This is a genomic window from Acinetobacter sp. NIPH 284 (genome assembly GCF_000369425.1).
Taxonomy (GTDB): domain Bacteria; phylum Pseudomonadota; class Gammaproteobacteria; order Pseudomonadales; family Moraxellaceae; genus Acinetobacter.
In genome coordinates this window covers 141,957-168,061 of record NZ_KB850010.1, presented here as the reverse complement: position 1 = coordinate 168,061, position 26,105 = coordinate 141,957, and the positions used below count along the sequence as shown (strand labels likewise).

The following is a 26,105-nucleotide window of genomic DNA, read 5'->3' as shown; positions in this document are numbered from 1 at the left end:
ATGTCTCAACAAGTTTTACGTGCGCGTGCAGAACAACAGTTTTCTCATGAATTAGATGCATTAAAAGCACATGACAGTTTAGTAAAACCTCCACAATGGCAACTTTCGCCTAAAGCAGTCGTAGATTACTTATTGGGTACAACACTGCCAGATGGAACAGAAATTTCACCAAAATATATTGGTAATCGCCGTTTGATGGAAATTGCTGTTGCGACATTGGCGACTGATCGTGCCTTGTTGTTATTAGGCGTACCAGGCACAGCAAAATCATGGGTATCTGAACATTTAGCAGCGGCGATTTCAGGTAATAGTGCTTTATTGATTCAAGGTACGGCAGGTACGAGCGAAGATACTCTACGTTATAGTTGGAATTATGCCCAACTTTTATCCAAAGGTCCGAGTGAAGATGCTTTGGTGAAAAGCCCGATGTTACGTGCGATGCAAGAAGGTAAGATTGCGCGTGTGGAAGAGTTGACTCGTATTCCTGCCGATGTCCAAGATACGTTGATTACTTTACTTTCAGAGAAAAATTTACCTGTTCCTGAGTTGGGAATTGAGTATCAAGCGGTACAAGGTTTTAGTGTGATTGCCACCGCGAATAACCGTGATAAAGGGGTGAATGAACTCTCCTCTGCGTTAAAGCGTCGTTTTAATACGGTAATTTTACCGCCGCCTGCTACCATTGCTGAGGAAGTGGAAATCGTACAAAAACGCGTTCAATCTTTGGGCAAGAGTTTACAACTACCTGAGATTCAGCCTTTGGATGCTCAAATTCAAAAACTGGTGACGATTTTTAGAGAGCTGCGTCATGGGCAAACCTTAGATGGCAAGCAAAAACTCAAAACCACCACGGGAACTTTATCAACGGCTGAAGCCATTTCAGTGATGAGTCATGGTTGGGTGATGGCAGGGCATTTTGGTTCGGGCAATCTCACTGATCATGAGTTGGCGGCAGGTCTGCAAGGTGCGGTATTAAAAGATCCTGTGCAAGATATCGTACCTTGGAAAGAATATGTTGAAACGGTGATTAAACAACGTGAGGGTTGGCAAGACCTGTATCGTGCTTGTCGTGATTTAGAATAAAACCAAATAATAAAAACCTCATCCCAATCTTCTCCTTGAAAGGGAGAAGCTGTGATCGGAATAAAGGATAAAAAATGCTGCATATTCTCGGTATTCGTCATCATGGGCCTGGTTCGGCGCGTAGTGTCTGTAATGCTTTGGCTTCGATTCAACCTGATTGTATTTTGATTGAAGGGCCACCTGATGCCAATGCAATCATTGCTCAACTGCAACATGCAGATTTTAAGCCGCCTGTGGCGTTGTTGTTGAATACCCCTGTACAAAAAGAAGTGCGATCACAGGCAGTGTTCTATCCTTTTGCTGAATTTTCGCCTGAGTGGCAAGCTTTGCAATATGCGTTGCGTCAGCAAATTGCAGTAGAGTTTATGGATCTGCCTTTGCAACATCGTCTTGCGTTGGAAAAACAATGGGCAGAGCAACGTTTACAGCAAGCTTCAGCAGACGAGCAAGAGATTGAGTCTAATCAGCAAGGTGATGTTGAGCCAGAACAGAATTTGGAACAGCATTATCTTTCGATTCGCCGAGATCCAATTCAAATGCTGGCAGAGCAGGCAGGCTATCAAGACAGCGAACGTTTTTGGGAGCATTTGGTCGAACAGCAGCCACACGCTGGACAAATGTTTACCGCAATTAGCGATGCCATGTCAGCTTTACGTGATTATTTGCTAAGCCAGCAACCTGAAAATTATAGTAGTGAAGACCAACTGCTAGAGCAGTATCGCGAAGCCTACATGCGCAAGGTGATTAAGCAAGCACAAAAGCAAGGCTATCAAAATATTGTGGTGATTTGTGGAGCATGGCATGCACCAGTATTGGCGGATTTAAAAGCGCAAAATAAAGCAGATACTGCCTTGCTCAAAGGCTTGCCTAAAGTCAAAGTTGATGCTGCATGGATTGCGTGGACACATGGACGATTGAGCCGAGACAGTGGTTATGGTGCAGGTGTACAAGCGGTAGGATGGTATACCCATCTTTGGAAGCATTATCAACAAGCTTTAGACGAAAATGTTGATGGCGAAAAAATTACGATTGATTGGTTAAGCAAATTTGCTCAAGCCTTACGCCAAGCAGGTCATGATGCCTCTAGTGCTCAGATTATTGATGCGGTACAACTGATTCAATCTTTATTGCGATTACGTGGACGACGTATTCCTGATTTGGAAGATTTATTTGAGGCAATTCGTTCGGTCTTAAACCACGGCTTAGATATTCCGCAACCGATTTTAGCTAAATTGCTCGAAGACGAGCAATTGGGGCAAGTGCCTGATGAATTCATCGAATTGCCGATTCAAAAAGACTTTTTACAGCAAGTGAAGCATTTCCGTCTGAAGCTCGAAGCACCGCATCGTGATATTAGTCTGGATTTACGTGAAACCTTCGACTTGGCAAAAAGTCAATTTTTACATTGCGTGAAATTACTGGGCCTCGCTTGGGCAGAGTTAGCTGGTGCAGGCTCAAAGCAAGGTAACTTTAAAGAAGTTTGGCAGTTGTCTTGGCAGCCTGAAACTAGTTTATATCTGAATGAAATGTCGTTGTGGGGAAATAGCATTCAGCTTGCTACACAAAGTTATGTCGAACATCAGATTAGACAATGTGAAGATGTGGCGCAAATTGCGCAACTGATCGAGAGCATTTTATTGTCTGGTTTGGATCAAAGCCTAAATTTGGCTTTGGATAAATTGAATGAGCTCACCACTCAGCATCAAGACCCAAGCATTATTTTGGCAACATTAAAGCCGCTTATTACGGCAATTCGTTATGGCAGTGTGCGCCAATTTTCAATGCAACATTTACATCAAGTGGTAGAACATTTAGCGATTCGTTTGATGTTGAGTTTGCCAAGTTATTGTGTACAACTGAATGCCGAAATGGCTCAGCAATTTGCCCAACAACTACAAAATTTATATGAGCTTTTAGAACAATTACAACAAGATGAATTGTTACGGCTCTGGCAAGAGACCTTACATCAGTTATTGCAGTTGGAACATATGCAAGGTTATTTGCATGGTTGTTGTGTGCGTTTAGCTCGAGAACAGCAGTTGATTGATGTAGAGCAAACACAGGGATTTCTATCTCGTGCTTTATCGCTTGGGCAGACGGCGGATTATAGTGCAGCTTGGTTTGAAGGTTTCTTGACCCATCAAGCTTTGTTATTGATTCATGAGCAAAGTCTTTGGGACACCGTGAGCCAATGGGTCAATCAATTACAAGAGCAGCAATTCATTGAGTTATTGCCAATTTTGGCCAGAACAGCTTCAAGTTTTAGCCCTGCTGAAGCACAGCAATTAATTCAGAAAGTGACGCAGAAAGCGACCGCAGTCAAACAGGAGGTCGGTACTTTAGATATTGCACGTGCTCAAACGGTATTAGATGAAATTTACGTATACTTACAGCCTGTTGCTGTCGAGGTTTAAGTGATGAATATGAATGAAGAACTGATCACTTTAGAGCAACCTGATCTTGCGGAACAAGAACGACGTTGGCGATTAATTTTAGGGCAAGTCCCCAATTCGACCTCGCATTTACCGAATTGGTCGGTGCAAGATACCAAAATGCAAGAATGTCTGAATGAGCTTTATCAGGCACAGCAGCCTAATCGCCGTGGTGGTTTGGGGCATTCTAGTCCTAGAGTGGCACAATGGTTGGGGGATATTCGCCAGTATTTCCCATCTTCTGTGGTAAAAGTTATTCAAAAAGATGCTTTAGAGCGTTTGAATTTACAACAAATGTTGTTAGAGCCTGAATTGTTGGCAAGTGTAGAAGTCGATATTCATTTAGTTTCTACCTTAATTTCACTCAATCATTTGATGCCTGAAAAAACCAAAGAAACCGCGCGCATCGTGGTACGTCAGTTGGTAGAACAGCTTGAAAATCGTCTAAAACAACCATTACAGCAAGCGATTCGAGGCAGTATTAATCGCTCAGCACATACACGCCGTCCTAAACGCATGCAAGACATTAATTGGAAGCGCACCATTCAGTCCAATTTGAAACATTGGCAGGAAGATTTTAAAACGATTATTCCACATGAGTTACATGGGCATCCACGTCAACAAACGGCTTTAAAAGATATTGTACTCTGTGTTGATCAGAGTGGATCGATGGCACCTTCCGTGATTTATTCCAGTGTTTTTGCGGCAGTGATGGCAAGTATTCGTGCAGTCAGTACACAAATGATCGTGTTTGATACAGAGTTAGCCGATTTAACCCCTTTGCTCGAAGATCCTGTGGATGTGCTATTCGGCACACAGTTGGGTGGGGGAACCGATATTGCTAAAGCAATTAAATACTGTCGTAGTAAAATCACTCGCCCAGAAGATACTATTTTTATTCTTATCAGTGATTTGTGTGAAGGTGGAGATGCTAAGCAAATGCTCAAGCAAGTAGCTGAAATGCTAGATAGTGGTGTGCAAGTGATTACGCTACTGGCATTGTCTGATGACGGTGCACCTTGGTACGATACTCAACATGCACAGATCTTTGCGGATATGGGGATTCCAACGTTTGCCTGCACACCTGATCAATTTCCAGAACTCATGGCGACGGCTATTGAAAAACGAGATATTCATGCATGGTATGCAACGCAGCAAAATCTGACATAATAGAACATGAAGATGAAGTTTCGGTATGCAAGTCGAAACATGTGAGCTGATTGAGGATACTTCGGTGCTGAAAATTATTTTGATTGTGGTGGTAATTTTAAGTTTAGCTTTACTGTTGTTTTTATTGTATCAAAGTCAAAAAATGCTGCGTCATGTGCAGAAACAACAGGCTTTGGAAAATAAGAAAAATGGTCGAGAACGTCAGCTACATCCCAAATTACAGCAGCGTAAAAAACCTCAGGATTAACTGAGGTTTTTTGTTGGAATTGTTTTTACTGCTCCAAATTCAAAACGATCAGGCCAGTTGCAGACATCGGATACGATACATTCAGCACATTTAGGTTTACGTGCTATACAACAATAACGTCCATGCAAGATCAGCCAATGATGAGCATCAATAATAAACTCTTTAGGAATAACCTTAATTAATCGATCTTCGACTTCTAAAACATTTTTACCTACTGCCAAACCAGTACGATTGCCAACACGGAAAATATGGGTATCGACTGCCATAGTAGGGTGGCCAAAGGCGGTATTGAGCACGACGTTTGCCGTTTTACGCCCTACACCCGGTAAAGCTTCTAGTTCTTTTCGCGTTTCTGGAATTTGTCCTTGATATTGGTCAACTAAAATCTGACAAGTTTTGATCACATTTTCAGCTTTAGCGTTATATAAGCCAATCGTCTTAATATATTCTTTTAAGCCATCAACCCCAAGATTTAAAATAGCTTGTGCAGTATTAGCAACGGCATAGAGTTTATCAGTGGCTTTGTTGACACTGACATCGGTTGCTTGCGCAGAAAGCAAAACAGCAATCAGTAACTCAAAAGGAGAGCTGTAGTTCAGCTCAGTTTGGGGATGTGGTCTTTGCGTACGTAAACGTTCAAAAAAAGTCTGAATTTGTTTTTTGGTCATATTTTTGACAGGCATTTAGATTCCCTGTAATTCATTTAAACGTTGTTGTAAATCAAGTAATTGTGTTTGCTTGGATTCATCTGCACGTACACTTAACTGCTTTTCTAACTTTTTGATTTGCGTTCTAATTTTCGCAAGTTCAATTGTCGTTTTTGCATCTAATACAGGATTTTCTTTTGGTTTATCCATGAGTGTGATCAAGGGCACATTGTTAAGTGCTTGAGAAAATTGAGCAAAAAATTCGGTATCAATTTCAGCACGAACAATCGGTCCTTTACGACTCAAACGACGTTTTTCTTCTCGTTGAATATGCGCATAGTAACGATGTCTTAGATCATCTTGTTCAAGAGTACGTTGTTGAACTGTAGGTAATGGATTGGAATCTTCGACCAGATCAATACAATCTACAGGACAGGGTGGAATACATAACTCACAACCTGTACATAGATCAGTCAAGATACTATGCATTAATTTTCCGCTACCGATAATGGCATCAACAGGGCAGGCACTAATACATTTAGTACACCCGATACATTCATCTTCACGAATTATCGCTTTCATTTGTTGCGGTCGACCATCTGCTTGAATATCCCAAACACTCGGTTCCGCAATCATTGTTGGTCTTTTTAATAATGCTGCAAGTGCATCTGCAACGGGTTGTCCACCAGGAACGCATTTGTTTGCATCTTCACCTTCCACGATCGACTTCGCATAAGGTAAACAACCATCACGATGTCCACATAAACCACATTGCGTTTGTGGTAAAAGCTGGTCTACTTGAACGATAAGAGAGAGTTGTTGTGCTGAAACTGACATGAAAGAAGATAGGATAAAAACAATGTCGCTATTATAGCAAAGAATAGTTTAATCGGCGGCAATCGTTGCTTAAATCTACTTTTTATAGATTTTTATTTTTGCAATTTTATAGTGCTAATATTGTTTTATTTTAGTGCTAAATCTTGTATTTCGAATGATTTCTAATGCCTTATTACTAGGTTAAATGCTTATTTAAGCCATTTTTTTGAATATTTATTATAAAAATAATGAATATTTTTTAATGTAAGATATTGATTAAAAATAATAAAAAATATTATTTATGAAGATTGGGTTGAGAGTTGATCATAAAGGGTATTAAATGTGTTTAATATTCTATTTTGGTGCATTTTTTGCACTAAATTAAATCACTATCTGGGGGTGAGAGTTGAAATACGATAGCTTAAATGATTTCTTGGAGTATGTTAAAGCTAGAGATCCATATCAACCTGAGTTTTTACAAGCAGTAGAAGAGGTCATGACGAGTTTATGGCCTTTTATACAGAAAAATCCTAAATACGCTCAATACGGTTTGTTAGAGCGTTTGGTTGAGCCTGAACGTGTTATTCAGTTTCGTGTATCGTGGATGGATGACCAAGGTCAAACTCATGTAAATCGAGCTTTTCGGATTCAATTTAATTCAGCGATTGGGCCATTTAAAGGTGGCATGCGTTTTCATCCTTCAGTAAATTTATCGATTTTAAAATTTTTGGGTTTTGAGCAAACTTTTAAAAATGCATTAACGACTCTCCCTATGGGGGGGGTAAAGGTGGTTCAGACTTTGATCCAAAAGGAAAGTCAGAAGCTGAAATTATGCGTTTTTGCCAAGCGTTAATGTTGGAGTTATATCGTCATTTAGGATCAGATACCGATATTCCAGCAGGTGATATCGGGGTTGGTGGTCGTGAAGTAGGCTTCATGGCGGGGATGATGAAAAAGCTGAGTAATGATACGGCTTGTGTTTTTACGGGCAAAGGTATTTCTTTTGGCGGAAGTTTAATGCGTCCAGAAGCGACGGGTTATGGCACTGTTTATTTTGCTGAAGAAATGCTGAAAACTCGTGGTGATAGCTTTGCAGGAAAAACGGTTTCGATTTCGGGTTCGGGAAATGTAGCGCAATTTGCCGCTGAAAAAGCTATGTTTTTGGGTGCAAAAGTGGTGACTCTGTCAGATTCGAATGGCACTGTTTTTGTAAAAAATGGTTTTACTGATGCATTACTTGCCGAAGTGATGGAGCTGAAAAATATCAAGCGTGGACGTATTTCAGAGTTTGCATCTAAGCATGGTTTTGAATATTTTGACGGTAAAACCCCTTGGCATATTCCTGTTGATATCGCATTACCTTGTGCCACTCAAAATGAGCTAGGTGCAGAAGATGCAAAATTATTACTAGAAAATGGTGTGATGTGTGTTGCAGAAGGAGCCAACATGCCATCTACCTTGGACGCAGTTGAACAATTTATCGCAGCTAAGATTTTGTATGCACCAGGTAAAGCATCAAATGCGGGCGGAGTTGCAACTTCTGGTCTTGAGATGTCTCAAAATGCGTTACGTTTTGGTTGGACACATGGTGAAGTTGATGAACGCTTACATGCCATCATGAAAGATATTCATGCCAATTGCTTAAAATATGGGACCCAAGAAGATGGTACTGTCAATTATGTTGATGGTGCAAATATTGCTGGTTTCGTCAAAGTAGCAGATGCCATTCTTGCGCAGGGTATTTATTAAGGGTCTCCTAAACTCCCGCTTTAATAAAGAGGGGATTTCCATAAAAAATCCGATGTTGAAAAACATCGGATTTTTTTAACTGGCTAAAATTATGATTTTTTCACGATTTCTTGTTCAACGACCATATCTAACACATCTGCAATACTTGATTGATCGGCAGCAGGGTTTTTAATTTCGAAACGTTTAACTCGAACGATTACACGTTGGTTTGGATTATGTTCAAAACCTTCGATTTGACCATAGTAAAGTGACCAATTTTTATCAGCGTATGTTTTGATGCCTTTATCGTCATATTTAATTTCACGAACTTGCATACAAGTTTGTGGTGCTACACCCGTACATGATTTAGTTTGTGGTGAAATTTCGAGGAAAACGATTTTAGCTTCAGACTGGTATTTTGCTTCAGCTGTCATTTTACCAAGGAACGTATATTTTTGACCTTTACTATCAGTTATCGTCAAGATCGCTTGATCATTTTGGGTACTGAGTGTGAAAGGAACTTTTTTCTCACTAAAAATATCAGCAGATAAGCGTTCTTGTTGCATTAAATCATCCGCACACGCCATCATTGTTGATGCCAGTGGTGAGGTTACAATGGTATTACCTTCAACTTTCCAAGTCCCGCCTTGATTATTACAACCAGTTTGAATAGATAATCGTTGATTATCATCGAAAGATAAAACTAAAGGTTTTGATGCTTTTGAATCTTGATAAGTCCAATTATATTCAGTTAAATTTTTTGCTGCTGTTGTATTAATTTGAGAAATAACATTATCAGTTACATTTTGTACAGTTTGGCACGCCATCAAAGAAAGCGGTAATAAGGCAACAACTAAATATTTAATTTTCATAGTCAAACAACAGTAAATAAATAACAGTCATTAGCTTAAAGTATTCTTAAAAAAATAAAATGTAATCAGTTTATGGATTAAGTTTGTTAAATATATCTATTTGTAAATTTTAAGAAAATTGATTAGGGAAATGACTTACTCAAATATAAGTAAGCCATTTGAAAAGTCTGATGTTTGGTTTTTAATCAAAACGATAAATATCCATACCTAATGATCCCATTGAAAAACTACTATGCACAATACTAAAACGATGACCTGTTCCCATTGCAAAGAATAATGGTGCAAAATGTTCAAGGGTAGGATGATTTCGTTGCACGTAGGGTAAAGATGGCCAGTCAAGTACAGCGTCATAATCTTGATGATTCAGTTTACTAACTACACTATTGCGAAATGTGCTTGCCCATATTGGAACTTCAGCATCTGCATGCCATGAAAGTTCAGAGAGATTATGGGTAATGCTACCAGAGCCAATTAATAAAATTTGTTGTTCACGTAAAGGTGCTAAAACTTGCCCGATTTTGTAAATCTGGTCAGCATTCATTTCGATGGGTAAGGAAATTTCAATCACAGGAATATCGGCTTCTGGATACATATGCAATAAAGGCATCCATACACCGTGATCTCGTGGTCGTGTGCTATTTGCATGTGCAGGAATATCTGCTTCTGCAAATAGAGTCAGTATTTCCTCAGCAAGTTTTGGAGCGCCCGCAGCAGGATAATGGATCTCATAAAGTTCAGGGGGGAAACCACGAAAATCATGCCACGTTTGAGCTCGAGTTGATGTACTCACTTCTAGCGCTTGGCTTTCCCAATGAGCAGACATCACAATAATTGCTTGGGGTTTTGGTAAATTATTGCTTAAACGATGCAATGCGGGACCCACTTGTTCAGGATCAAGTGCAAGCATGGGAGAACCATGAGAAATAAATAACCCGGGTAAAGTCTGGAAATTCATAGATAAGCACCTGATTGGAAATACATCATTATCGTGACAAATTCATGAGAACAATGACAGCCCTTAAACATCAACAGATTGTTCTATAATCAGAACAATTTTAAGCACGATGATAAGGATGATTATGATTGATACTCATCGCTCTATAAAGTTGTTCAATCAGTAGGATACGAACCATGGGATGTGGCATTGTCAATTTAGAAAGAGACCAATGCCAAGCTGCTGCTTTGCGAACTGCGTCTGAATGTCCATCAGGACCACCAATCGCAAGAGCAATATCATTGCCTTCAAGCATCCATTGTTTCATGGTATCTGCCAGTTTTTCTGTACTGAGTTCTCGACCACCTACTTCTAAGGCAATTAACGTTTCATTGGGTTTAAGTGCATTTAAAATACTATCGCCTTCAATTTGACAATATTTTAAAATATCTGCTTCGGAATCATTTTTGCCTCGTTTTGCCATCGGGAGTTCAATCACTTGAGTTTGTACAAAAGGTTGAATGCGTTTGAAATAGTCTTCAAATCCAGTTAACACCCAAGCAGGCATTTTTTGTCCGATAGTCAGAATACGAATTTTCATAGAATAAATAGATGGAGAAATTACGCCTATTATAAACAGTGTTCTTTATCGATAGTGATCAGCATGAAAGGGAATAGTCGCTGAAAGTGTATTTATTGATTACGTTGTATAAAAAACGCAGCTCAAAATTGCGTTTGAGCTGCGATCAAAGTGTCATCAGTCTGGAGTTCGGATGACACTAAAAAATGAGTTCACTGAGTCAAGCTTCATCTTTATTTTTATCGACTCTATTTTATTATGCAATATATTGGTTGTTTTTCAACCAAATTATGTAACAAAAAAAGAGAGCCGAAGCTCTCTTTAATTTTCATCTACTTACTTGTTTAATGGCGCGCAGCCTTTGCTTCTTCTACTGGTTTAACAATCGGTGTTTTTGGCAAAGGTTTAGGGGTATCTGTCAAAGCTAAAGGCAGGATTTCATCAATGCTTTTCACAGCCTTGATTTCCAAACCTTCCTTAACATTGTCTGGAATCTCAGCCAAGTCACGAACGTTATCTTGTGGAATAAAAACTAATTTAATTCCACCACGGTGAGCTGCAAGAAGTTTTTCTTTTAGACCACCAATACGCATCGCACGACCACCTAGACTCGTTTCACCTGTCATCGCAATGTCTGGACGAATCGTAATACCAGTAAATGCTGATACAAGCGCAGTTGTGAGTGCTAGACCAGCAGATGGACCATCTTTTGGCGTTGCACCTTCAGGTAAGTGAACATGGACATCAGTTTCATCAAAACGTGATGCTTCAATACCTAATTCATCAGCACGAGTACGAACTACAGTCATTGCAGCAGTAATCGATTCTTTCATCACATCACCGAGCGAACCCGTCGTAATGAATTTACCTTTACCTTTCACGGCTGCAACTTCAATAGTAAGCAATTCACCACCTACCGAAGTCCAAGCTAAACCATTTACACGACCCACTTGCGCTTCATCTTCCGCAACACCAAAGTCAAATTTGTGCGGACCTAGGTATTCAGGAAGATTGGCAGAAGTGACATCAACTTGTAAGTTTTTAGACTTCTTGCTAACGGCTTCTTTCACCACTTTACGTGCAATTTTAGACACTTCACGCTCTAGGCTACGGACACCCGCTTCACGTGTATAACGTTGTACGATGTCACGGATTGCTTCTTCGTGAACAGTCAATTCTTTTGCACGTAGACCATTGTTCTTAATCGCTTTTGGAACAAGGTAACGTTCAGCAATGTTCACTTTTTCATCTTCGGTATAACCAGGAAGACGAATCACTTCCATACGGTCAAGCAATGCTTCAGGAATATTCATGCTGTTAGCCGTACAGATGAACATGACTTCTGAAAGATCAAGATCGAGATCTAAATAATGATCGTTGAACTTACTGTTTTGTGATGGATCAAGTACTTCCAATAATGCTGATGCAGGATCGCCACGGTAGTCTTGTGCCATCTTGTCAATTTCGTCGAGTAAGAACAGTGGGTTCTTCACGCCAACTTTTGTTAAAGATTGTACAATTTTACCCGGCATCGCACCGATGTAAGTACGACGGTGACCACGGATCTCAGCTTCATCACGTACACCACCAAGCGCCATGCGAACAAACTCACGACCTGTTGCTTTAGCAACAGACTCACCAAGTGATGTTTTACCCACACCTGGAGGACCAACTAGACAAAGAATAGGACCACGGAGTTTTTTCACACGCGACTGAACTGCAAGATATTCAACAATACGATCTTTGACGTCATCTAAGCCATAATGATCTTCATCAAGAATCTCTTGTGCTTTCGCTAAGTTAATGCTGACTTTGCTCGCCTTATTCCAAGGTGTATCTAAAATGACTTCTAGATAGTTACGAACAACGGCAGCTTCGCTTGATGCAGGTTGCATCGCTTTCAGTTTGCGAAACTCAGCTTCAGCTTTTTTGCGTACATGTTCAGGCAAATCTGCTTCAGCAAGACGTTTTTCAATTTCCGCAACGTCATCTTCAGCACCGCCGTTCATATCAGAAAGTTCACGTTGAATAACTTTCATTTTTTCATTTAGAAAGTATTCTCGTTGATTCTTTTCCATCTGACGTTTAACACTGTCATGCAACGTTTGTTCAATTTGCTGTTCAGCAGATTGATTCATCAAGTAGCTCATCAACTCTTGCAAATGCGCTTCAAACTCGTCGTGCTCTAAAAACTTTTGTTTCACTTCGATATTTAAAGGTACACGAGTTGCAACAAAGAACATTAATTGTAATAAGTCTTCGATTTTATTTGCTGCTGCAACAAGTTCACGTGCATTACGTAATTTCGCTTCAGCATATTGAGCGAATAGGGTACGCAATTCGTTTAAGCGAGTTGCTTGAGCTTCCTTATCCAATGGTAATGTAATTGGACTGAGAGTGTGCTCGGCAGTCAAGTATTCTTCACCATCAATGATACGCTCTAATTTAGAACGATGCAGACCTTCAATCAGTACTTTAATGCAGTTTTCATCATTTTCATGATTTACGACTTGTACGATTTTAGCCACAGTTCCATATTGATAGAGGTTATCGTGATCAATTTCTTCTGTAAGCGAATCTTTTTGCGCAACTACAAATACTAAATTGTCACCGTTACGAGCCACATCCACTGCATTGATCGATTTTTCACGACCCACAAATAGCGCAATTTGCATGTGTGGATAGACCACAACATCACGTAATGCTAAGAGTGGTAATACACTTGGAACCTGTGGCTCTAAGCTTGATTCATTATTTAAAATATATTCAGACATGGGCACTCCTAATGAGTGACAACGGTGTTGCCATGTTTTTTATAGTGATGTGCATTTCAAAAATTACAAGGGTTTTTACTTAGAAAATATTAAAAAAAGACTAAATTGGTTGGTTTTTTTCTAAAAAATATTAGAACAATAAGGTTAAGACTTGAAAATATAGAACTTTTTAGGTGTTAGTAAGCCATGAATCGGTTGATCCCATTTTTGTCTAGGTAAAGTTTGATCAATATATTGAAATGTATGAGCGAGACCCAAACGAAAAGGTCGATGCGGCGCACTTGCCAAAGTACGATCATAGAAACCACCTCCCATGCCGATTCGTGTCCCTAAGTGATCACAGGCAAGTAAAGGCATAATTAAAATATCCAAAATGGAAATATGATTACCGCGACTTGCCATGGGTTCTTTCATCCCAAGTGGATGATGGGAAAAGCGTTTATTTAAATATTGACTGGAGCTGATTTTTACCCATACAAGTTTTTGATTCATCGTGCAGATCATGGGTAGGTAAACGAGTTTTTTGTGTTTAAAACAAAGTTGAATGAGTTTGTGAGTGTGCACTTCGCCAAAAGCATGAAGATATAATCCAACGCTTTTTGCACACTTGAATTGAGGTATTGATCTGAGGCGATTTAAAGCGTCTTGCTCACTTTTTTTATGTTCAAAGCGATTCACTCGTTTTCTTTTTAAACGAATATCTTTTCTGAGTACATGTAAATCACTATTCATCGTATTCAAAATATAACAAAGCCTCGAGAATCATACTTGATTTAACTGTGCTTAAGCATCTAAATAAATTGAAGTTCTAATCTTGTTGGTCAGTTCTGGATTCTGACAATTCAAAGTAATCACACAGCTGTAGCACTAGACTTAATCAGTGTGCTGTCGAAAATAAGAATAAAATAACAAATTTTGGTTTTATATGGCAAAAATATCACAAATTGCGTAAAAAGTGCTCTATAATCTTGTTGTGAAAATTGCAAATACTTGGTTATTTCACATATTTAAACAATTAAAAGGAATATTTTAGCGCTATGAATGGGGTGTTTTATTTCATTCGTTACGATATTCACTGTGTCACTTTATAAAAATATTGAAAAGACCATAGGGTAAGGTTGAGAGGGAAAAAGTATGTTTGATTCAAAAAATGTAATTGTCTTAGATCAAATGCTTATCTTAACTAAAGAAGGTAAAAATGATTTGGTTTATCACAATGATACGCTGTTGAAAGTAATGATGATCTCTAATCAGCATCTCATCGTCGCCGATGATTACCAAACCAGTTTCTTATTGAAACAGAAGGATGAAAATGTGATTTGGTCATTTATCTAATGTTATGTACTTTTTTGATGAGTATTGATTCAACTGTCTAGATTGATTGATGGAATTTATTGTTTGAGTTCCATCAATATTGGGCAACATTCATTTTCTGTCGTTTTACACTCGTCTAACCATGTGGAAAGTCTTTGCTTAAGACCCATAAGTTCCTGAATTCTTTGATCGATCTTGCTCAATCGTTGTTCAATAACATGTCTGACTTGGATGCGATCTTCTAAATTCAGTGTGAGCAATTCTTTAATTTCATTCAGTTGTAATCCAGCATCCTTCGCTTTCTGAATAAAGCTCAAGGTCTCTAAGTCTTGCTGATTATAATATCGGTAGCTTTGAGTGCTTTCAGGTATTCGCATTAAGCCTATACGTTGATAATAACGAATGGTTTCGACATTAACGTGGCAGGATTTTGCTAGTTTTCCGATTGTAAGGTTCATTTTCTCATACCTTTGTTGGGATAGTGAAAAAGCACTTGACTCTGTACCTAGGTACAGACTTTATCCTAGTCCTATCGAGAAAGAAAAGATAGGTGTCGTCATGACTCAACAACCATCTTCATGCTGTTCTAAAAATGAAGTACCGCTTGTGTACGAATATATTGATCCAGTTTGTGGTATGACAGTCGCTGAAAATTCGCAGCACTATTTTGATTATCTAGGTATCCGCTATTTATTCTGTTCAGCAGGTTGCCAACAGAAATTTAGTTCAAAGCCTGAAAATTATTTAAAATCAGACCAAGATCTAAAATTGACATCATCTTGCTGTGCTAAGCAGCCTCAACAAAAAGTAGGTTCATGTTGTGAAAGTGAATCAGAGCAAGCTATTGAATTAGCTCAAACATCTTCTTGTTGTAAGCCTAAGCCAACGAAGCAAAAACTAAGTTCATGTTGTGGCCCTAAACCAGAAGTAGCATCTATTCAAGATGAAGCTAAAAAATCTTCTTCTTGCTGTGGTGGAAAGCATGATCATTCAAGTGAAAGCAATTTAGTTGATACAGAGATTGATCCTGTCTGTGGTATGTCAGTCAAAATCACGACAGATTTAAAAACAGATTATCAAGGTAAAACTTATTATTTCTGTAATCCCTCCTGTCTGGACAAATTTAAACATGATCCTGAATTTTATCTAATTCCAGTCGATCAGCGTCCTGTACCTGAGGGAGCAATGGATATGGATTATACCTGTCCGATGGACCCTGAGATTGTACAAAAAGGGCCAGGAACTTGCCCAATTTGTGGGATGGCACTGGAACCGATGCAACCCACTTTGGATGATGGACCAAATCCTGAGCTAGTAGATTTTAGTCGACGTTTTTGGACTACATTACCTTTGAGTTTGTTGGTGATGATCTTGGCCATGGGTTCACATATTCATGCCTTTATTTCGCCACATATTCAGCCGTGGATTGAACTTCTTTTAAGTTTGCCTGTGGTGTTATGGGCGGGTTATCCCATTTTACAACGTTGCTGGGTGTCTTATAAAACAGGACATCTGAATATGTGGAGTTTGATTGGTGTCGGGGTACTTGCAGCATTTATTTATAGTGTTATTGCCACGATTTTTCCATCATTCATCCCTATTGAAGCGAAAACAGGACACGGTGTCGCTGTGTATTTTGAAGCAGCCTGTATGATTGTTTCATTGAGCTTGTTGGGTCAAATTTTAGAACTAAAAGCACGTTCACAAACAGCAAATTCATTAAAAGCTTTACTCCGTTTACAACCTGCTAAAGCGAAACTTGTGCAGCATGATCAAGTTGTTGAAGTAGATATAGCGATGGTCAAACAAGGTGATATTTTGCAAATATCATCGGGTGAGCAAATTCCATTAGATGGTCTAGTCGTTGATGGAAAAACCTATGTTGATGAATCCATGATGACAGGTGAGCCTGTTCCTGTGAAAAAGGAAAAAGATGACCGAGTGATTGGCGGGACAATTAATCAACAAGGCGCTATTCGAATCCAAACAACTGCTGTGGGTACGAACACGACATTAGCCAAAATGATCCAAACTGTTGCTGATGCACAACGCTCCAAAGCACCATTGCAACGAATTGCAGATGTGGTTGCAAAATATTTTGTGATCGCCGTACTCAGTATCAGTGTGCTGACTTTTATTGCGTGGATGGTATTTGGGAAAGCACAGTTTGATTTGGCTTTAATGTGTGCAGTCGCTGTTTTGATTATTGCTTGTCCATGTGCTCTTGGCTTGGCAACACCGATGTCAGTGATGGCAACCACGGGTCGAGCAGCTCAAAAAGGCGTGTTGTTTAAAGATGCTGAAGCGATTGAAGCTTTAAGCAAAGTAAATACTTTGATTATTGATAAAACAGGAACATTGACCGAGGGTAAGCCAAGTTTAAAAGAGATTCAGTCTTTATCTGAAGCGTATAGCCAGACACAAATTGAGTTATGGATTGCATCGATTGAACAATATTCGACGCATCCAATTGCACAGACATTAACTAAACTAGTTGATCCAAATCAATTGCTCAATGTTTCTGATTTTGAAGATGTCGCAGGCTTTGGTGTGAAAGCAAACATTGATCACCAGACCCTGTATATTGGTAGTCAGAAGCTTATTGAACAGTTGGCGTTGACCTTAGATGCTGATTTAATCCATGAGTTGGATCAAAAACGTGCACAAGGCGATGTGTTTAGTTTTTTGATGTCAGAACAAGAAGTGATTGCCTATATTTCGATTCATGATGCAATTAAACAAAATGCCAAAACTTTGATTGATCAACTATATGCTGATGGAATTGAAGTAATTATGGCAACTGGTGATCATCAGAAAAATGCAAATATGGTTGCAGATGCTTTAGGTATTAAAACAGTCTATGCCAATCTTGATCCTAAGCAAAAACTTGAAATTGTGAAACAAGCACAAGCTCAGGGAAAAATTGTGGCAATGGCTGGGGACGGTATCAACGATGCACCAGCACTGGCGCAGGCGAATGTTGGGATTGCGATGGGAACAGGAACAGATATTGCCAAGCAAACAGCGCAAGTGACTTTAGTTAAAGGGGACATTCAAGGGGTTGCACAAGCAGTTCATATGGCAAAATTAGGGGTAAAAAATATGAAGCAAAATCTTGCATTCTCTTTTGTTTATAATGGATTAGGTGTTCCTGTTGCAGCAGGTTTATTTTATCCACTAACAGGATTATTGCTCACACCAATGTTTGCTGCTGTAGCAATGTCATTAAGCTCGCTCTCTGTTGTGGTGAATGCTTTACGTTTGAATAAATCATAATTCATTTTAAGAAAAATAAAGCCCCTATTCTCATAAATTGAGAGTAGGGGCTTTATTTTGACCCAACTTACATCATCAACATATAACTGAGCATTCATTCATCGCGGAAATATTGCCATTTGGTTTGATCCTGCTACGCAATGGTATGCTCCATCAAAAGGCAAACAAGGGCGAAATCAAACCTACTCCGATGCAGCCATCCAACGCTGCATCCTTATGAACTATTATAAAAAAGATTTAGAAAATTTAATGGGGATTAATTTAACAGTATAAATTCTATTCAAAATAAATAGTTTATTAAAAAATACTTGAGGTGAAATCATTATTTTTATAATTAAAAAAGTTGCTCCAGAGATGCCGCTGCATAGTCGTTACCCTGAACCCGATGAGTTCAAGGTGGAGGTGACGCATACTTACTGGGTTTCCTACTCGGGGTAGGCATACACTCAAAATATACAGGACACATCCATAAATTTAAGTATCGGCAGGGGACTAGACGTACTGGCGAACACCCTAGAGACAGTTTTAGTATAACCGATCTTTACACGATGACAATCGCTACTTGTAAAGATAATTATTAATTGATGAGGCTTTGTGCAATTTTACTCAACAGTTTGTTCGACATCTTCCAAGATGGTTTGAAGTAGGCGTTCACAGTGAGCATATTCCTGCAAAGATTTATTCAAACTAAACACATCTTGTGCCATCTGTAACGCAACCATAATGACTAACTTATTGTGTTCTACACGAGGAGCGTTACGTCGCATATCCTGAAACTTTTGATTCAGTAGTTCAGCTGCACGCTCTAATTCTTCACGTTTATCTTCAGTGGTATTTAAGCGAAAAGTCTGTTCAATTAAACGAAGTTCTACTGTCACTTGTTCACTCATGATCAGTTTTCCTCTTGTGTTTCAGCATTTGGGTGGGCAAGTTGCTGAATCTCTTGTGCATGTTGATCCTGTGCTGTACCAAGAACAGCCAGACGCTGGATAATCGCCTCAACTTTAGATTTTGCCAACTCATTTTTTTGTAGCAAACGATCACGGTCCTGCTGCAAGTCCTGAATTTCCTGCTGACTATGACGTTGCTGTACTTGTAATTTCTCTTTATTTACACGTAAGTCATTACGCTCAGCTAAAATCTCTTGGAAGCGGTTTTTTAAATCAGTGGTGCTTTTCTCTAAGCGGCTATAACGTTCCGCTAAAGTTGTTGCATCTTGATTCAGTTGTTTAAATTGATCTTGTAACTGAGACAATTGTTCAGTTAAGTTATCAACTTCTTCCTGCTTTTGCGTGATGATGCTATTTTTCTGCACAACTTGTGCATGATGATCAGTTTCAGCGAGTTGTTTAGCCTCAGTAAGCGAAGTATTCTCTCGCTCTAAATGATGTAAGCGTGTTTTTAAAACACCAATATGCGCTTGTAGACGCTGTAATTGTTCTAACATAACGAAGGTCGCACAGAGTTGCAATCAAAGGTAATATATACAGCAGTATAGAGATTGGATAAACGAATGCAAGACGATATTTCAGGTTGGACGGAATGGAATGCCCATTTTGATGGGATTGAAGAAATTTCAAGCCCAAGTGAGTTACATGGTTTACTCACAGGTATAGTTTGTGTCACACAAGCGCCAACCACCGATGAATGGTCACAAATTTTAAACACCCTCAACGTGCCAGCTTTACAGTCAGAAGCACTCGAAAGTTTAACGGATGAAGCAGAAGATGTTTCTCATGCTTTGTCAGATGATGAATTAGATTATTTGCCTATGCTTCCAGATGATAGCCATTTGCTTGTAGATCGTGTGCAAGCTTTAGCTGATTGGTGCGCAGGCGTAGTCCTCGGTTTTGGTTTGGCTTCAGGTCATATTCGTGGTGAAGAACAAGAGCTGATTGAACATTTACAAGATGTTGCAGCTGTTGAGTTTGAAGACTCCGATAATGATGAAGAGGGTGAAGAAAGCTATCAGGAATTGTATGAGTTTGTACGTTTGATTCCTGTGAGCTTATCGATTGGTCGTAAAAAGATTGCTGTCGCTGAAAGTTCATTATTGAAAAACTTTCATGCCAAAAGCAGAAATCAAGATAATCAGGCGACTGATCCGCAAACGGTTGTCGAAATGTTTACCCCGCATCGTCCGAGTTAACTCGGGCGGTGCCTTAAGCTCTTATAAATAAAGATACTTACAATCATTCATCTTCATCAGAAGGACAATATGAAATTAAGTCAAGCCGATTTCAAACAACGTCGTGATCTTCTTGCTAAACAAATAGGCAGTAATAGCATTGCAATTATTGCGACTCGAGCAGAAATGTATCGTAATCGTGATGCGGATTATAAATATCGTGCAGACAGTAGTTTTTATTATCTAACTGGATTTGCAGAGCCAGAAGCGGTTGCAATCATTGAAACTTTTGAAGAGGGTGAGGAATATAGTTATAGCTTGTTCTGCCGTGAACGTAATCGTGAAATGGAAATCTGGAATGGCTATCGTGCTGGGATTGATGGTGCGATTGAAATCTATGATGCAGATGAAGCGTATGCAATTGATCTGCTCGATGAAGAAATTATCGACAAGTTGTTAAATAAACAGCGTCTTTACTATCGTATTGGCCAAAATGCGGAATTTGATGCACGTGTCAGCCAATGGATTCAAAAGGCAGATGCACAACAACGTCGTGGTGGCGCTGCACCCGCTGAAGTAGTTCAGTTAGACCGTATTGTTGATGAAATGCGCTTGAAAAAATCAGCAAAAGAAATTGAATTGATGCAGATCGCATCGAATATCAGTGCTGAAGCGCATACCCGTGCCATGCAAAGCGTAAAACCGAATGTGATGGAGTATGCACTTGAAGCAGAACTCAATTATATCTTTGGTAAAAATGGTTGTGTACCTGCTTATAACAGCATTGTCGGTGGTGGTGAAAATGCTTGTATCTTGCATTATGTTGAAAATAACAAGCCATTAAACGATGGCGATTTGGTCTTGATTGATGCAGCATGTGAATATGAGTTTTATGCATCGGATATTACGCGGACTTTCCCTGTAAATGGCAAATTTAGTCCTGAACAGAAAGCACTTTATAATATTGTTTTAGATGCTCAATTGGCTGCCATTGATGCAACTCGTATTGGCAATCACTATAAATATCCACATGAAGTGGCTGTCAAGATTTTAACTCAAGGTTTGGTTGATCTTGGGTTGCTGAGTGGCAATGTGGATGAGTTGGTTGAGAGTGAAGCATTCCGTCAATTCTTTATGCATGGAACTGGGCATTGGCTCGGTATGGACGTGCATGATGTCGGTGCGTACAAGACTGGCGAAGATTGGCGTGCTTATGAAGCAGGTATGGTGGTCACTGTTGAACCTGGTTTATATGTTGCACCCGATGATGAAACAGTTGATGCAAAATGGCGGGGTATCGGCATTCGTATCGAGGATGATATTGTTGTGACTGAAAGTGGTCCATTGGTTTTGACCAAAAATGTGGTGAAAACTGTTGAAGAAATTGAGCAATTAATGGCTAGTTAAGTCAGAAATATTGATCTAAAGGTTTATTCTAGGATAAGCCTTTTTTATTTGTCGAATTAAAATAAAACACAGACCAAACAAAGTACAAATTCCAATCTCAATTTGAGTTAGAGTAAGATAGGCTAGGGTCTGTAGATATTTCATAAATGCTTGCGACAGTGGATATTTTTTAGGTGATACAAGGCATGGCTTATGAAATTTAGTCATTCTAAATAAATAAGCCATAACGCAGTAGCGACAAAAAATATCCCTGTCCCACAGGGTTATGGCTAAAACTTCCTTAAACTTTGTTATGAAACTTGACAAGGAGTTGCCATTGCCTACGTTTCATGCCTCGTTTAAGTTGTTTTAGCCTATAACGCAACCATAGATGAAATATCAACAGACCCTTAACATCAAGTCATGAAAAACTGATAAGGAATAATATTATGCAGCAACAAGTCATCATTGTCGGTGGGGGTATGGTTGGACTCAGCCTTGCTTTAATGTTGGCAAAATCTAATATCGCAGTAAAGTTATTAGAAGCTGTGAAATATCCAAATTACGATGACGAGAACGCTTCCCCTTATCATTCTAGCTTTGATGCGCGTAACACCGCATTGTCACGCCGCAGCGTACAGATTTATCAAAAGTTAGGCTTATGGGAAGCCTTACAACAACATGCAACACCAATTCTACAAGTGCATATCACAGAGCAAGGCAGCTTTGGTAAGGCACGCCTAGTTGCTGAACAAGAAAAAGTAGAAAGCTTTGGGCAGGTGATTGAAAATGCTTGGTTAGGTCGAGTATTGCTGACCCAAGTTCGTCAGCAGCCTCTGATTGAATTGATTGATGGTGTGCAAGTCACCTCACTCACACAAGATGCAGACCAAGTCCAAATTGAAGCGATGCGTAACGGTGAATATATCCATTCCTTAAAATCCAAGTTGGTGATTGCTGCTGATGGTCGTGATTCATTTTGTCGCCAAGCCATTGGGGTAGGTGTCGATGAACATGATTATGATCAAGTGGCAATCGTCACCACCGTACAAACCTCGAAACCACATCAACAAGTTGGCTTTGAGCGTTTTAGTGCTTTAGGGCCATTGGCACTTTTACCTTTACCAGGTGAATACCGCCGTTCAGTGGTTTGGCCTGTAAAAAAAGGTACTGAGGCAGAATGGTTAGGTGAGGAAAATGATCAGCATTTCTTGGATGCTTTACAGGAAACCTATGGTGATCGTGCAGGTAAGTTTGAAAAAACGGGTAAGCGCTTTAGCTATCCACTGGCTCAGGTCTTGGCACATAAGCAAGCCGTTGGGCGTGTGGTGTTGATGGGTAATGCCGCACATACAATCCATCCAGTGGCAGGGCAAGGTTTTAACCTATGTCTACGTGATGCAGATGTGTTGGTTCGTTTCTTGATGGAGCAATTGGCGAAGTCAGATGATATTGGCAATCCTGATAATTTATTGGCTTATGAACAAGCACGCTTAACTGATCAGCAAAGGGTGATTAAGTTCTGTGATTCAGTGGTACGTGGTTTTAGTAATCAAAATCCAATTCTCAAGTTATTACGTAATACTGGACTGATTGCATTTGATGTGATTCCGGGTGTTAAACCTTTGGTTGCTAACTATGCGATGGGATTAAAAGCATGAGTGAGCTGTTAGATGTTGTGATTGTTGGCGGTGGCTTAGTCGGTGGCCTAACCGCTTTATTGCTAGCCCAAGGTGGGGTGCAAGCGACGGTGCTTGATGCTGCGCCTGTGCTAGATCAAGAAAAGACATTGGCAGTCATGAATCCTCGAGTATTGGCACTGAGTCAGGCGACGATTCACTTACTTAAAACAGTCGATGTTTGGGATGATTTAGCACGTCAAATGCCCTATTCAGGCATGCAAGTCTGGAATAAAAATGGCTATGGTGAAATTAATTTTGGCCATGCATCTGAACAGCAACCTCAATCAGATCAGGCTTTGGGTTCGATGGTTGAGCCAAGTGTCTTGAATGTTGCGATTCAACAGAAAATGTTGCAGCAGCTTAAAGACTATCGCACTCAAGTCAAAGTGATTCGAATTGAGCAGATTCCACAAGGTTGGTCAATTCAATTGGCGGATGGCACAGCACTAAAAACCAAGTTGCTGATTGGTGCAGATGGTGCGAACTCTTTTGTTCGTGAGCAAGCCTATATCGATTTAGATGTACTGGATTACAAACAGGCTGCCATCAGTTGCGCGATTAAAACCACACAACCGAATCAATATGTGGCTCGTCAAATTTTCTTACCGACAGGTCCACTGGCATATTTACCAATGGCGAGTTTGGATGCACAAGAGAACGGCTATTGGCTGTCGATTGTCTGGACTTTACCCGATGATTATGCCGATGAATATTCAGCACTCAGCGATCAAGCGTTTATGCAACTATTGACTCAAGAAAGTCTGCAAATGTTGGGAGAAGTAGTTGCGGTTCGTTCTAGAGCACAGTTTCCACTAAAAGCTCGCGCAGCGCAGCGTTATATTAAATCTGGTTTAGCCTTGATTGGTGACGCCGCGCACGTGATTCATCCTTTGGCTGGTCAAGGTGTAAATATTGGCTGTCTGGATGCTGCGGTATTGTGTGATGTTCTACTACACGATTTAAAACGCGGTGTGTGGGCCAATGAGCAAACTTTATTGCGCTATGAACACCAACGTAAAGGTCAGAATAATGCCATGATGCACAGTATGTCCGCGATTGGTTGGTTGGAAAGTTCAGAATTATTTCCGTTTGTTTGGGCACGGAACTTTGGTCTAAAACAAGTTGAACAATTCGATTGGTTTAAAGATCGCTTTATGCGACAAGCGAATGGATTAGGGGCTTTACAGCACACTCGTTATGCTTGCTAAAAAACAGTAGATATTTTTTAAACAATCATTTATAAATCAGAGTGAATTTGGTTATAAAAAGCACAATTTAATGAATATTTTGCTTTGATAAATGAGAAGAGCTTGTTAAATTTCATCAAGTTCTGATGACCAAATAACGATGATGAGAGTTTAGTCATTGTGGGGAGAGTAATATGACGGAAATGAATGATTACGACGAAAACACTGAAGATTCTGCGGTAGACGATGAAGAAGCGAAAGCTGCAGAAAGTGGTGCGGATAGCGAAGAGTCAAGTGCCAATGACGCAGATTTGGCTGAAGCAGAAACCTTAACAGTGACTGCTAAACAGAAACAACGCCAAGCTCTAGAAGATGAGGTTGCAGCGTTTTTGGCACGTGGTGGGCGTATTACCGAAGTGCCACCGGGTGAGACCCACGAATAAGCTGAAAAGATTTAAAAGCATCACGACTGTGGTGCTTTTTGATATTGATGTGATTCGTGTCCGCATTACAGTGCTTTAAGAATCCCACATTGTGCATTCTGGAGAGTATTGATGCCTTATCCATTCTATGAGGGCAGCAATATACGTTTGGTATGCTTATTTCTTGTTTCTGGAAAGATGCTGTAAATAGAATTCAATATCTTCCTCTCGATAGCCCAGCAATTGCCCAATTCTTCGCTCAAGCTCTGGTACAAATCCTGCTTTCGGTTGATTGAGGGATAGTTCAATGACTGATATCAATTCATCCACTTGCTCTATTGCAATATCCTTATAAATAAGAATATTTTCTATTTGTATATTGGGGAGGCGGGTTGTAGTGGCCTTGGTTCGGGATTTTAAAATGCCTGATTCAAGATAAGGCAAAAACTCATCAGGAATGCCTTCATAAAAAAAGGCAATTGGTTTTTCACCAGAAAGCAGCAATTCAAGTTCTCTGCCTTCATGGGGACCTAACATGGGTAATGAGTCTATAGCCATTTCCTACGTATCTTTTTAAGTATTATTTATTATCTTGAGTCAATTCCAAAGCGCGTTGATAAGCCACTTTCTTTTTGATACCTGTCAAATCAGCAGCCAATTGAGATGCTGCCTTGACTGATAAATCTTGTAATAAGCGTTTTAGCAACTCATCCAGTTTATCCTGCGCCATGTCTTTTTCAGCAGTGACACCACCCACCACAACTACAATTTCACCTTTCTCTTGGTTGTGATCATTTTCAATAAATACGACTAACTCTTTTAAGGTCATTTTCTTGATGGTTTCAAAGGTCTTTGTGATTTCACGAGCAAAACCTACGGGTCGATCTTCACCAAATACCTCAGCCATATTTTTTACACTATCTAAAATACGATGTGGCGCTTCATAGAAAATTAAAGTTTGGGTTTCATCTTTTAGTTTTTCAAGTTGGCTAATTCGCTGCGAAGCCTTTGAAGGTAAGAAACCTTCAAAACTAAAGCGATCACTTGGTAAGCCAACCGCACTCAATGCTGCAATTGCAGCACAGGCACCTGGTACTGGAATGACGCGGATCTTATGTTCTTGTGCTGCACGTACTAACTTAAATCCAGGGTCACTAATTAACGGTGTTCCTGCATCACTAATCAGAGCAATACTTTCACCATTTAACATTCTTTGTATAAGTTGATCAATTTTGTTACTTTCATTGTGATCATGGCACGCTGTGAGTGGAGTTGAGATATTATAGTGCTTAAATAACTGAGCAGATTGACGAGTGTCTTCTGCTGCAACCACCGATACCGACTTTAAAATATCAATTGCACGAAAGGTCATGTCATCTAAGTGCCCAATCGGGGTTGCTACAACAAATAATTGAGCACTCATAAAA

General features: G+C 39.7%; 24 protein-coding genes, 1 other RNA gene and 2 pseudogenes. 14 read left to right on the top strand and 13 right to left on the bottom strand.

Features of this window, described 5'->3' with window-relative positions; all coding sequences use genetic code 11:
• The 4 genes from F908_RS03895 to F908_RS03880 all read left to right on the top strand — a co-directional run bounded on the left by F908_RS03895 (position 1) and on the right by F908_RS03880 (position 4,932).
• Positions 1 to 1,083, top strand: a complete 1,083-nt coding sequence (locus F908_RS03895; protein WP_005157888.1) for an ATP-binding protein — start codon at positions 1 to 3, stop codon at positions 1,081 to 1,083.
• Positions 1,084 to 1,157: 74 nt separating this feature from the next.
• On the top strand, positions 1,158 to 3,497 hold the full coding sequence (locus F908_RS03890; protein ID WP_005157886.1) for a DUF5682 family protein: 2,340 nt from the start codon (positions 1,158 to 1,160) through the stop codon (positions 3,495 to 3,497).
• A 3-nt stretch (positions 3,498 to 3,500) separates the two neighbouring features.
• Positions 3,501 to 4,685, top strand: coding sequence for a VWA domain-containing protein (locus F908_RS03885; protein WP_005157885.1), 1,185 nt, complete (start codon positions 3,501 to 3,503; stop codon positions 4,683 to 4,685).
• 64 nt (positions 4,686 to 4,749) lie between these two features.
• On the top strand, positions 4,750 to 4,932 hold the full coding sequence (locus F908_RS03880; RefSeq protein WP_034602651.1) for a hypothetical protein: 183 nt from the start codon (positions 4,750 to 4,752) through the stop codon (positions 4,930 to 4,932).
• Here the strand turns inward: F908_RS03880 and nth are convergent.
• Both nth and F908_RS03870 read right to left on the bottom strand, forming a co-directional pair.
• Complete coding sequence (nth, locus tag F908_RS03875) at positions 4,929 to 5,615, bottom strand: endonuclease III (protein WP_005157880.1); 687 nt, start codon at positions 5,613 to 5,615, stop codon at positions 4,929 to 4,931. The two genes, F908_RS03880 and nth, sit on opposite strands and share 4 nt — an antisense overlap.
• Entirely contained in the window at positions 5,616 to 6,416 is an 801-nt protein-coding gene (locus tag F908_RS03870) for an RnfABCDGE type electron transport complex subunit B (RefSeq protein ID WP_005157878.1), read from the bottom strand.
• A 475-nt stretch (positions 6,417 to 6,891) separates the two neighbouring features.
• Here F908_RS03870 and F908_RS16490 point away from each other — a divergent pair.
• Both F908_RS16490 and F908_RS16485 read left to right on the top strand, forming a co-directional pair.
• A pseudogene (locus tag F908_RS16490) lies at positions 6,892 to 7,289 on the top strand (Glu/Leu/Phe/Val dehydrogenase dimerization domain-containing protein); the annotation flags it as partial.
• Between the two features lie 42 nt (positions 7,290 to 7,331).
• Complete coding sequence (locus tag F908_RS16485) at positions 7,332 to 8,144, top strand: dehydrogenase family protein (RefSeq protein ID WP_416201903.1); 813 nt, start codon at positions 7,332 to 7,334, stop codon at positions 8,142 to 8,144.
• Positions 8,145 to 8,233: 89 nt separating this feature from the next.
• Here F908_RS16485 and F908_RS03860 read toward each other — a convergent pair whose 3' ends face one another.
• From F908_RS03860 to F908_RS03840, 5 genes are all read right to left on the bottom strand, one after another.
• Positions 8,234 to 8,995 (bottom strand): META and DUF4377 domain-containing protein, encoded by a 762-nt coding sequence (locus F908_RS03860; RefSeq protein ID WP_005157869.1) that lies wholly within the window; start codon positions 8,993 to 8,995, stop codon positions 8,234 to 8,236.
• A 181-nt stretch (positions 8,996 to 9,176) separates the two neighbouring features.
• Complete coding sequence (locus F908_RS03855) at positions 9,177 to 9,950, bottom strand: DODA-type extradiol aromatic ring-opening family dioxygenase (RefSeq protein WP_005157866.1); 774 nt, start codon at positions 9,948 to 9,950, stop codon at positions 9,177 to 9,179.
• A 100-nt stretch (positions 9,951 to 10,050) separates the two neighbouring features.
• The gene (rlmH, locus tag F908_RS03850; protein ID WP_004663191.1) at positions 10,051 to 10,530 is read right to left on the bottom strand and encodes a 23S rRNA (pseudouridine(1915)-N(3))-methyltransferase RlmH; all 480 of its coding nucleotides are present in this window, start codon (positions 10,528 to 10,530) and stop codon (positions 10,051 to 10,053) included.
• A 323-nt stretch (positions 10,531 to 10,853) separates the two neighbouring features.
• Positions 10,854 to 13,283 (bottom strand): endopeptidase La, encoded by a 2,430-nt coding sequence (gene lon / locus F908_RS03845; RefSeq protein ID WP_005157862.1) that lies wholly within the window; start codon positions 13,281 to 13,283, stop codon positions 10,854 to 10,856.
• Between the two features lie 144 nt (positions 13,284 to 13,427).
• Positions 13,428 to 14,015: a 5-formyltetrahydrofolate cyclo-ligase gene (locus tag F908_RS03840; protein WP_005157857.1), complete on the bottom strand. Its 588-nt coding sequence runs from the start codon at positions 14,013 to 14,015 to the stop codon at positions 13,428 to 13,430.
• Between the two features lie 402 nt (positions 14,016 to 14,417).
• Here F908_RS03840 and F908_RS03835 point away from each other — a divergent pair, with 402 nt between their 5' ends.
• A complete protein-coding gene (locus F908_RS03835) occupies positions 14,418 to 14,618 on the top strand; it encodes a hypothetical protein (RefSeq protein ID WP_004663186.1) in 201 nt (66 codons plus the stop codon).
• Positions 14,619 to 14,674: 56 nt separating this feature from the next.
• Here the strand turns inward: F908_RS03835 and F908_RS03830 are convergent, their stop codons facing one another.
• Entirely contained in the window at positions 14,675 to 15,055 is a 381-nt protein-coding gene (locus F908_RS03830) for a MerR family transcriptional regulator (protein WP_005157854.1), read from the bottom strand.
• Between the two features lie 100 nt (positions 15,056 to 15,155).
• Between F908_RS03830 and F908_RS03825 the strand changes: the two genes are divergently transcribed.
• Together F908_RS03825 and F908_RS15395 are read left to right on the top strand one after the other, a co-directional pair.
• Entirely contained in the window at positions 15,156 to 17,873 is a 2,718-nt protein-coding gene (locus F908_RS03825) for a heavy metal translocating P-type ATPase (protein ID WP_005157852.1), read from the top strand.
• Positions 17,874 to 17,963: 90 nt separating this feature from the next.
• Positions 17,964 to 18,092: pseudogene (locus F908_RS15395) on the top strand (transposase); the annotation flags it as partial.
• A gap of 122 nt (positions 18,093 to 18,214) precedes the next feature.
• Here the strand turns inward: F908_RS15395 and ssrS are convergent.
• The 3 genes from ssrS to F908_RS03815 all read right to left on the bottom strand — a co-directional run bounded on the left by ssrS (position 18,215) and on the right by F908_RS03815 (position 19,320).
• Positions 18,215 to 18,396, bottom strand: a non-coding RNA gene (gene ssrS, locus F908_RS15390) — 6S RNA.
• Between the two features lie 79 nt (positions 18,397 to 18,475).
• A complete protein-coding gene (locus F908_RS03820) occupies positions 18,476 to 18,763 on the bottom strand; it encodes a cell division protein ZapA (RefSeq protein ID WP_004912439.1) in 288 nt (95 codons plus the stop codon).
• A gap of 2 nt (positions 18,764 to 18,765) precedes the next feature.
• Positions 18,766 to 19,320 carry a hypothetical protein gene (locus tag F908_RS03815; RefSeq protein WP_005157850.1) on the bottom strand — a complete coding sequence of 185 codons (555 nt, stop codon included), beginning with the start codon at positions 19,318 to 19,320 and terminating at the stop codon, positions 18,766 to 18,768.
• Positions 19,321 to 19,386: 66 nt separating this feature from the next.
• On the opposite strand from F908_RS03815, the gene F908_RS03810 reads away from it, so the two are divergent.
• The 5 genes from F908_RS03810 to F908_RS03790 all read left to right on the top strand — a co-directional run bounded on the left by F908_RS03810 (position 19,387) and on the right by F908_RS03790 (position 24,699).
• Positions 19,387 to 20,022 (top strand): UPF0149 family protein, encoded by a 636-nt coding sequence (locus F908_RS03810; RefSeq protein WP_005157848.1) that lies wholly within the window; start codon positions 19,387 to 19,389, stop codon positions 20,020 to 20,022.
• 69 nt (positions 20,023 to 20,091) lie between these two features.
• Positions 20,092 to 21,408, top strand: a complete 1,317-nt coding sequence (pepP, locus tag F908_RS03805) for a Xaa-Pro aminopeptidase (RefSeq protein ID WP_005157846.1) — start codon at positions 20,092 to 20,094, stop codon at positions 21,406 to 21,408.
• A 428-nt stretch (positions 21,409 to 21,836) separates the two neighbouring features.
• Complete coding sequence (ubiH, locus tag F908_RS03800) at positions 21,837 to 23,048, top strand: 2-octaprenyl-6-methoxyphenyl hydroxylase (RefSeq protein ID WP_005157844.1); 1,212 nt, start codon at positions 21,837 to 21,839, stop codon at positions 23,046 to 23,048.
• On the top strand, positions 23,045 to 24,277 hold the full coding sequence (locus F908_RS03795) for an FAD-dependent monooxygenase (RefSeq protein ID WP_005157838.1): 1,233 nt from the start codon (positions 23,045 to 23,047) through the stop codon (positions 24,275 to 24,277). Before ubiH ends, F908_RS03795 begins: the two co-directional genes overlap by 4 nt.
• Positions 24,278 to 24,450: 173 nt before the next feature.
• A complete protein-coding gene (locus tag F908_RS03790) occupies positions 24,451 to 24,699 on the top strand; it encodes a hypothetical protein (RefSeq protein ID WP_004663162.1) in 249 nt (82 codons plus the stop codon).
• Between the two features lie 156 nt (positions 24,700 to 24,855).
• On the opposite strand, the gene F908_RS03785 is transcribed toward F908_RS03790, so the two are convergent.
• Both F908_RS03785 and rsmI read right to left on the bottom strand, forming a co-directional pair.
• The gene (locus F908_RS03785; RefSeq protein ID WP_005157819.1) at positions 24,856 to 25,236 is read right to left on the bottom strand and encodes a hypothetical protein; all 381 of its coding nucleotides are present in this window, start codon (positions 25,234 to 25,236) and stop codon (positions 24,856 to 24,858) included.
• Between the two features lie 22 nt (positions 25,237 to 25,258).
• Positions 25,259 to 26,101 (bottom strand): 16S rRNA (cytidine(1402)-2'-O)-methyltransferase, encoded by an 843-nt coding sequence (gene rsmI, locus F908_RS03780; RefSeq protein ID WP_005157799.1) that lies wholly within the window; start codon positions 26,099 to 26,101, stop codon positions 25,259 to 25,261.
• Positions 26,102 to 26,105: the final 4 nt, after the last annotated feature.

What these genes read in the sequence shown, in the direction of transcription:
- nth (WP_005157880.1), bottom strand. Translation starts at nt 5,615, where the DNA reads ATGCCTGTCAAAAATATGACCAAAAAACAAATTCAGACTTTTTTTGAA.
- F908_RS03815 (WP_005157850.1), bottom strand. Translation starts at nt 19,320, where the DNA reads ATGTTAGAACAATTACAGCGTCTACAAGCGCATATTGGTGTTTTAAAA.
- F908_RS03860 (WP_005157869.1), bottom strand. Translation starts at nt 8,995, where the DNA reads ATGAAAATTAAATATTTAGTTGTTGCCTTATTACCGCTTTCTTTGATG.
- F908_RS03785 (WP_005157819.1), bottom strand. Translation starts at nt 25,236, where the DNA reads ATGGCTATAGACTCATTACCCATGTTAGGTCCCCATGAAGGCAGAGAA.
- F908_RS03795 (WP_005157838.1), top strand. Translation starts at nt 23,045, where the DNA reads ATGAGTGAGCTGTTAGATGTTGTGATTGTTGGCGGTGGCTTAGTCGGT.
- F908_RS03790 (WP_004663162.1), top strand. Translation starts at nt 24,451, where the DNA reads ATGACGGAAATGAATGATTACGACGAAAACACTGAAGATTCTGCGGTA.
- lon (WP_005157862.1), bottom strand. Translation starts at nt 13,283, where the DNA reads ATGTCTGAATATATTTTAAATAATGAATCAAGCTTAGAGCCACAGGTT.
- F908_RS03870 (WP_005157878.1), bottom strand. Translation starts at nt 6,416, where the DNA reads ATGTCAGTTTCAGCACAACAACTCTCTCTTATCGTTCAAGTAGACCAG.
- F908_RS03895 (WP_005157888.1), top strand. Translation starts at nt 1, where the DNA reads ATGTCTCAACAAGTTTTACGTGCGCGTGCAGAACAACAGTTTTCTCAT.
- pepP (WP_005157846.1), top strand. Translation starts at nt 20,092, where the DNA reads ATGAAATTAAGTCAAGCCGATTTCAAACAACGTCGTGATCTTCTTGCT.
- F908_RS03890 (WP_005157886.1), top strand. Translation starts at nt 1,158, where the DNA reads ATGCTGCATATTCTCGGTATTCGTCATCATGGGCCTGGTTCGGCGCGT.
- F908_RS03855 (WP_005157866.1), bottom strand. Translation starts at nt 9,950, where the DNA reads ATGAATTTCCAGACTTTACCCGGGTTATTTATTTCTCATGGTTCTCCC.
- ubiH (WP_005157844.1), top strand. Translation starts at nt 21,837, where the DNA reads ATGCAGCAACAAGTCATCATTGTCGGTGGGGGTATGGTTGGACTCAGC.
- rlmH (WP_004663191.1), bottom strand. Translation starts at nt 10,530, where the DNA reads ATGAAAATTCGTATTCTGACTATCGGACAAAAAATGCCTGCTTGGGTG.
- F908_RS16485 (WP_416201903.1), top strand. Translation starts at nt 7,332, where the DNA reads ATGGCGGGGATGATGAAAAAGCTGAGTAATGATACGGCTTGTGTTTTT.
- F908_RS03830 (WP_005157854.1), bottom strand. Translation starts at nt 15,055, where the DNA reads ATGAACCTTACAATCGGAAAACTAGCAAAATCCTGCCACGTTAATGTC.
- F908_RS03810 (WP_005157848.1), top strand. Translation starts at nt 19,387, where the DNA reads ATGCAAGACGATATTTCAGGTTGGACGGAATGGAATGCCCATTTTGAT.
- F908_RS03835 (WP_004663186.1), top strand. Translation starts at nt 14,418, where the DNA reads ATGTTTGATTCAAAAAATGTAATTGTCTTAGATCAAATGCTTATCTTA.
- F908_RS03840 (WP_005157857.1), bottom strand. Translation starts at nt 14,015, where the DNA reads ATGAATAGTGATTTACATGTACTCAGAAAAGATATTCGTTTAAAAAGA.
- F908_RS03820 (WP_004912439.1), bottom strand. Translation starts at nt 18,763, where the DNA reads ATGAGTGAACAAGTGACAGTAGAACTTCGTTTAATTGAACAGACTTTT.
- F908_RS03885 (WP_005157885.1), top strand. Translation starts at nt 3,501, where the DNA reads ATGAATATGAATGAAGAACTGATCACTTTAGAGCAACCTGATCTTGCG.
- rsmI (WP_005157799.1), bottom strand. Translation starts at nt 26,101, where the DNA reads ATGAGTGCTCAATTATTTGTTGTAGCAACCCCGATTGGGCACTTAGAT.
- F908_RS03825 (WP_005157852.1), top strand. Translation starts at nt 15,156, where the DNA reads ATGACTCAACAACCATCTTCATGCTGTTCTAAAAATGAAGTACCGCTT.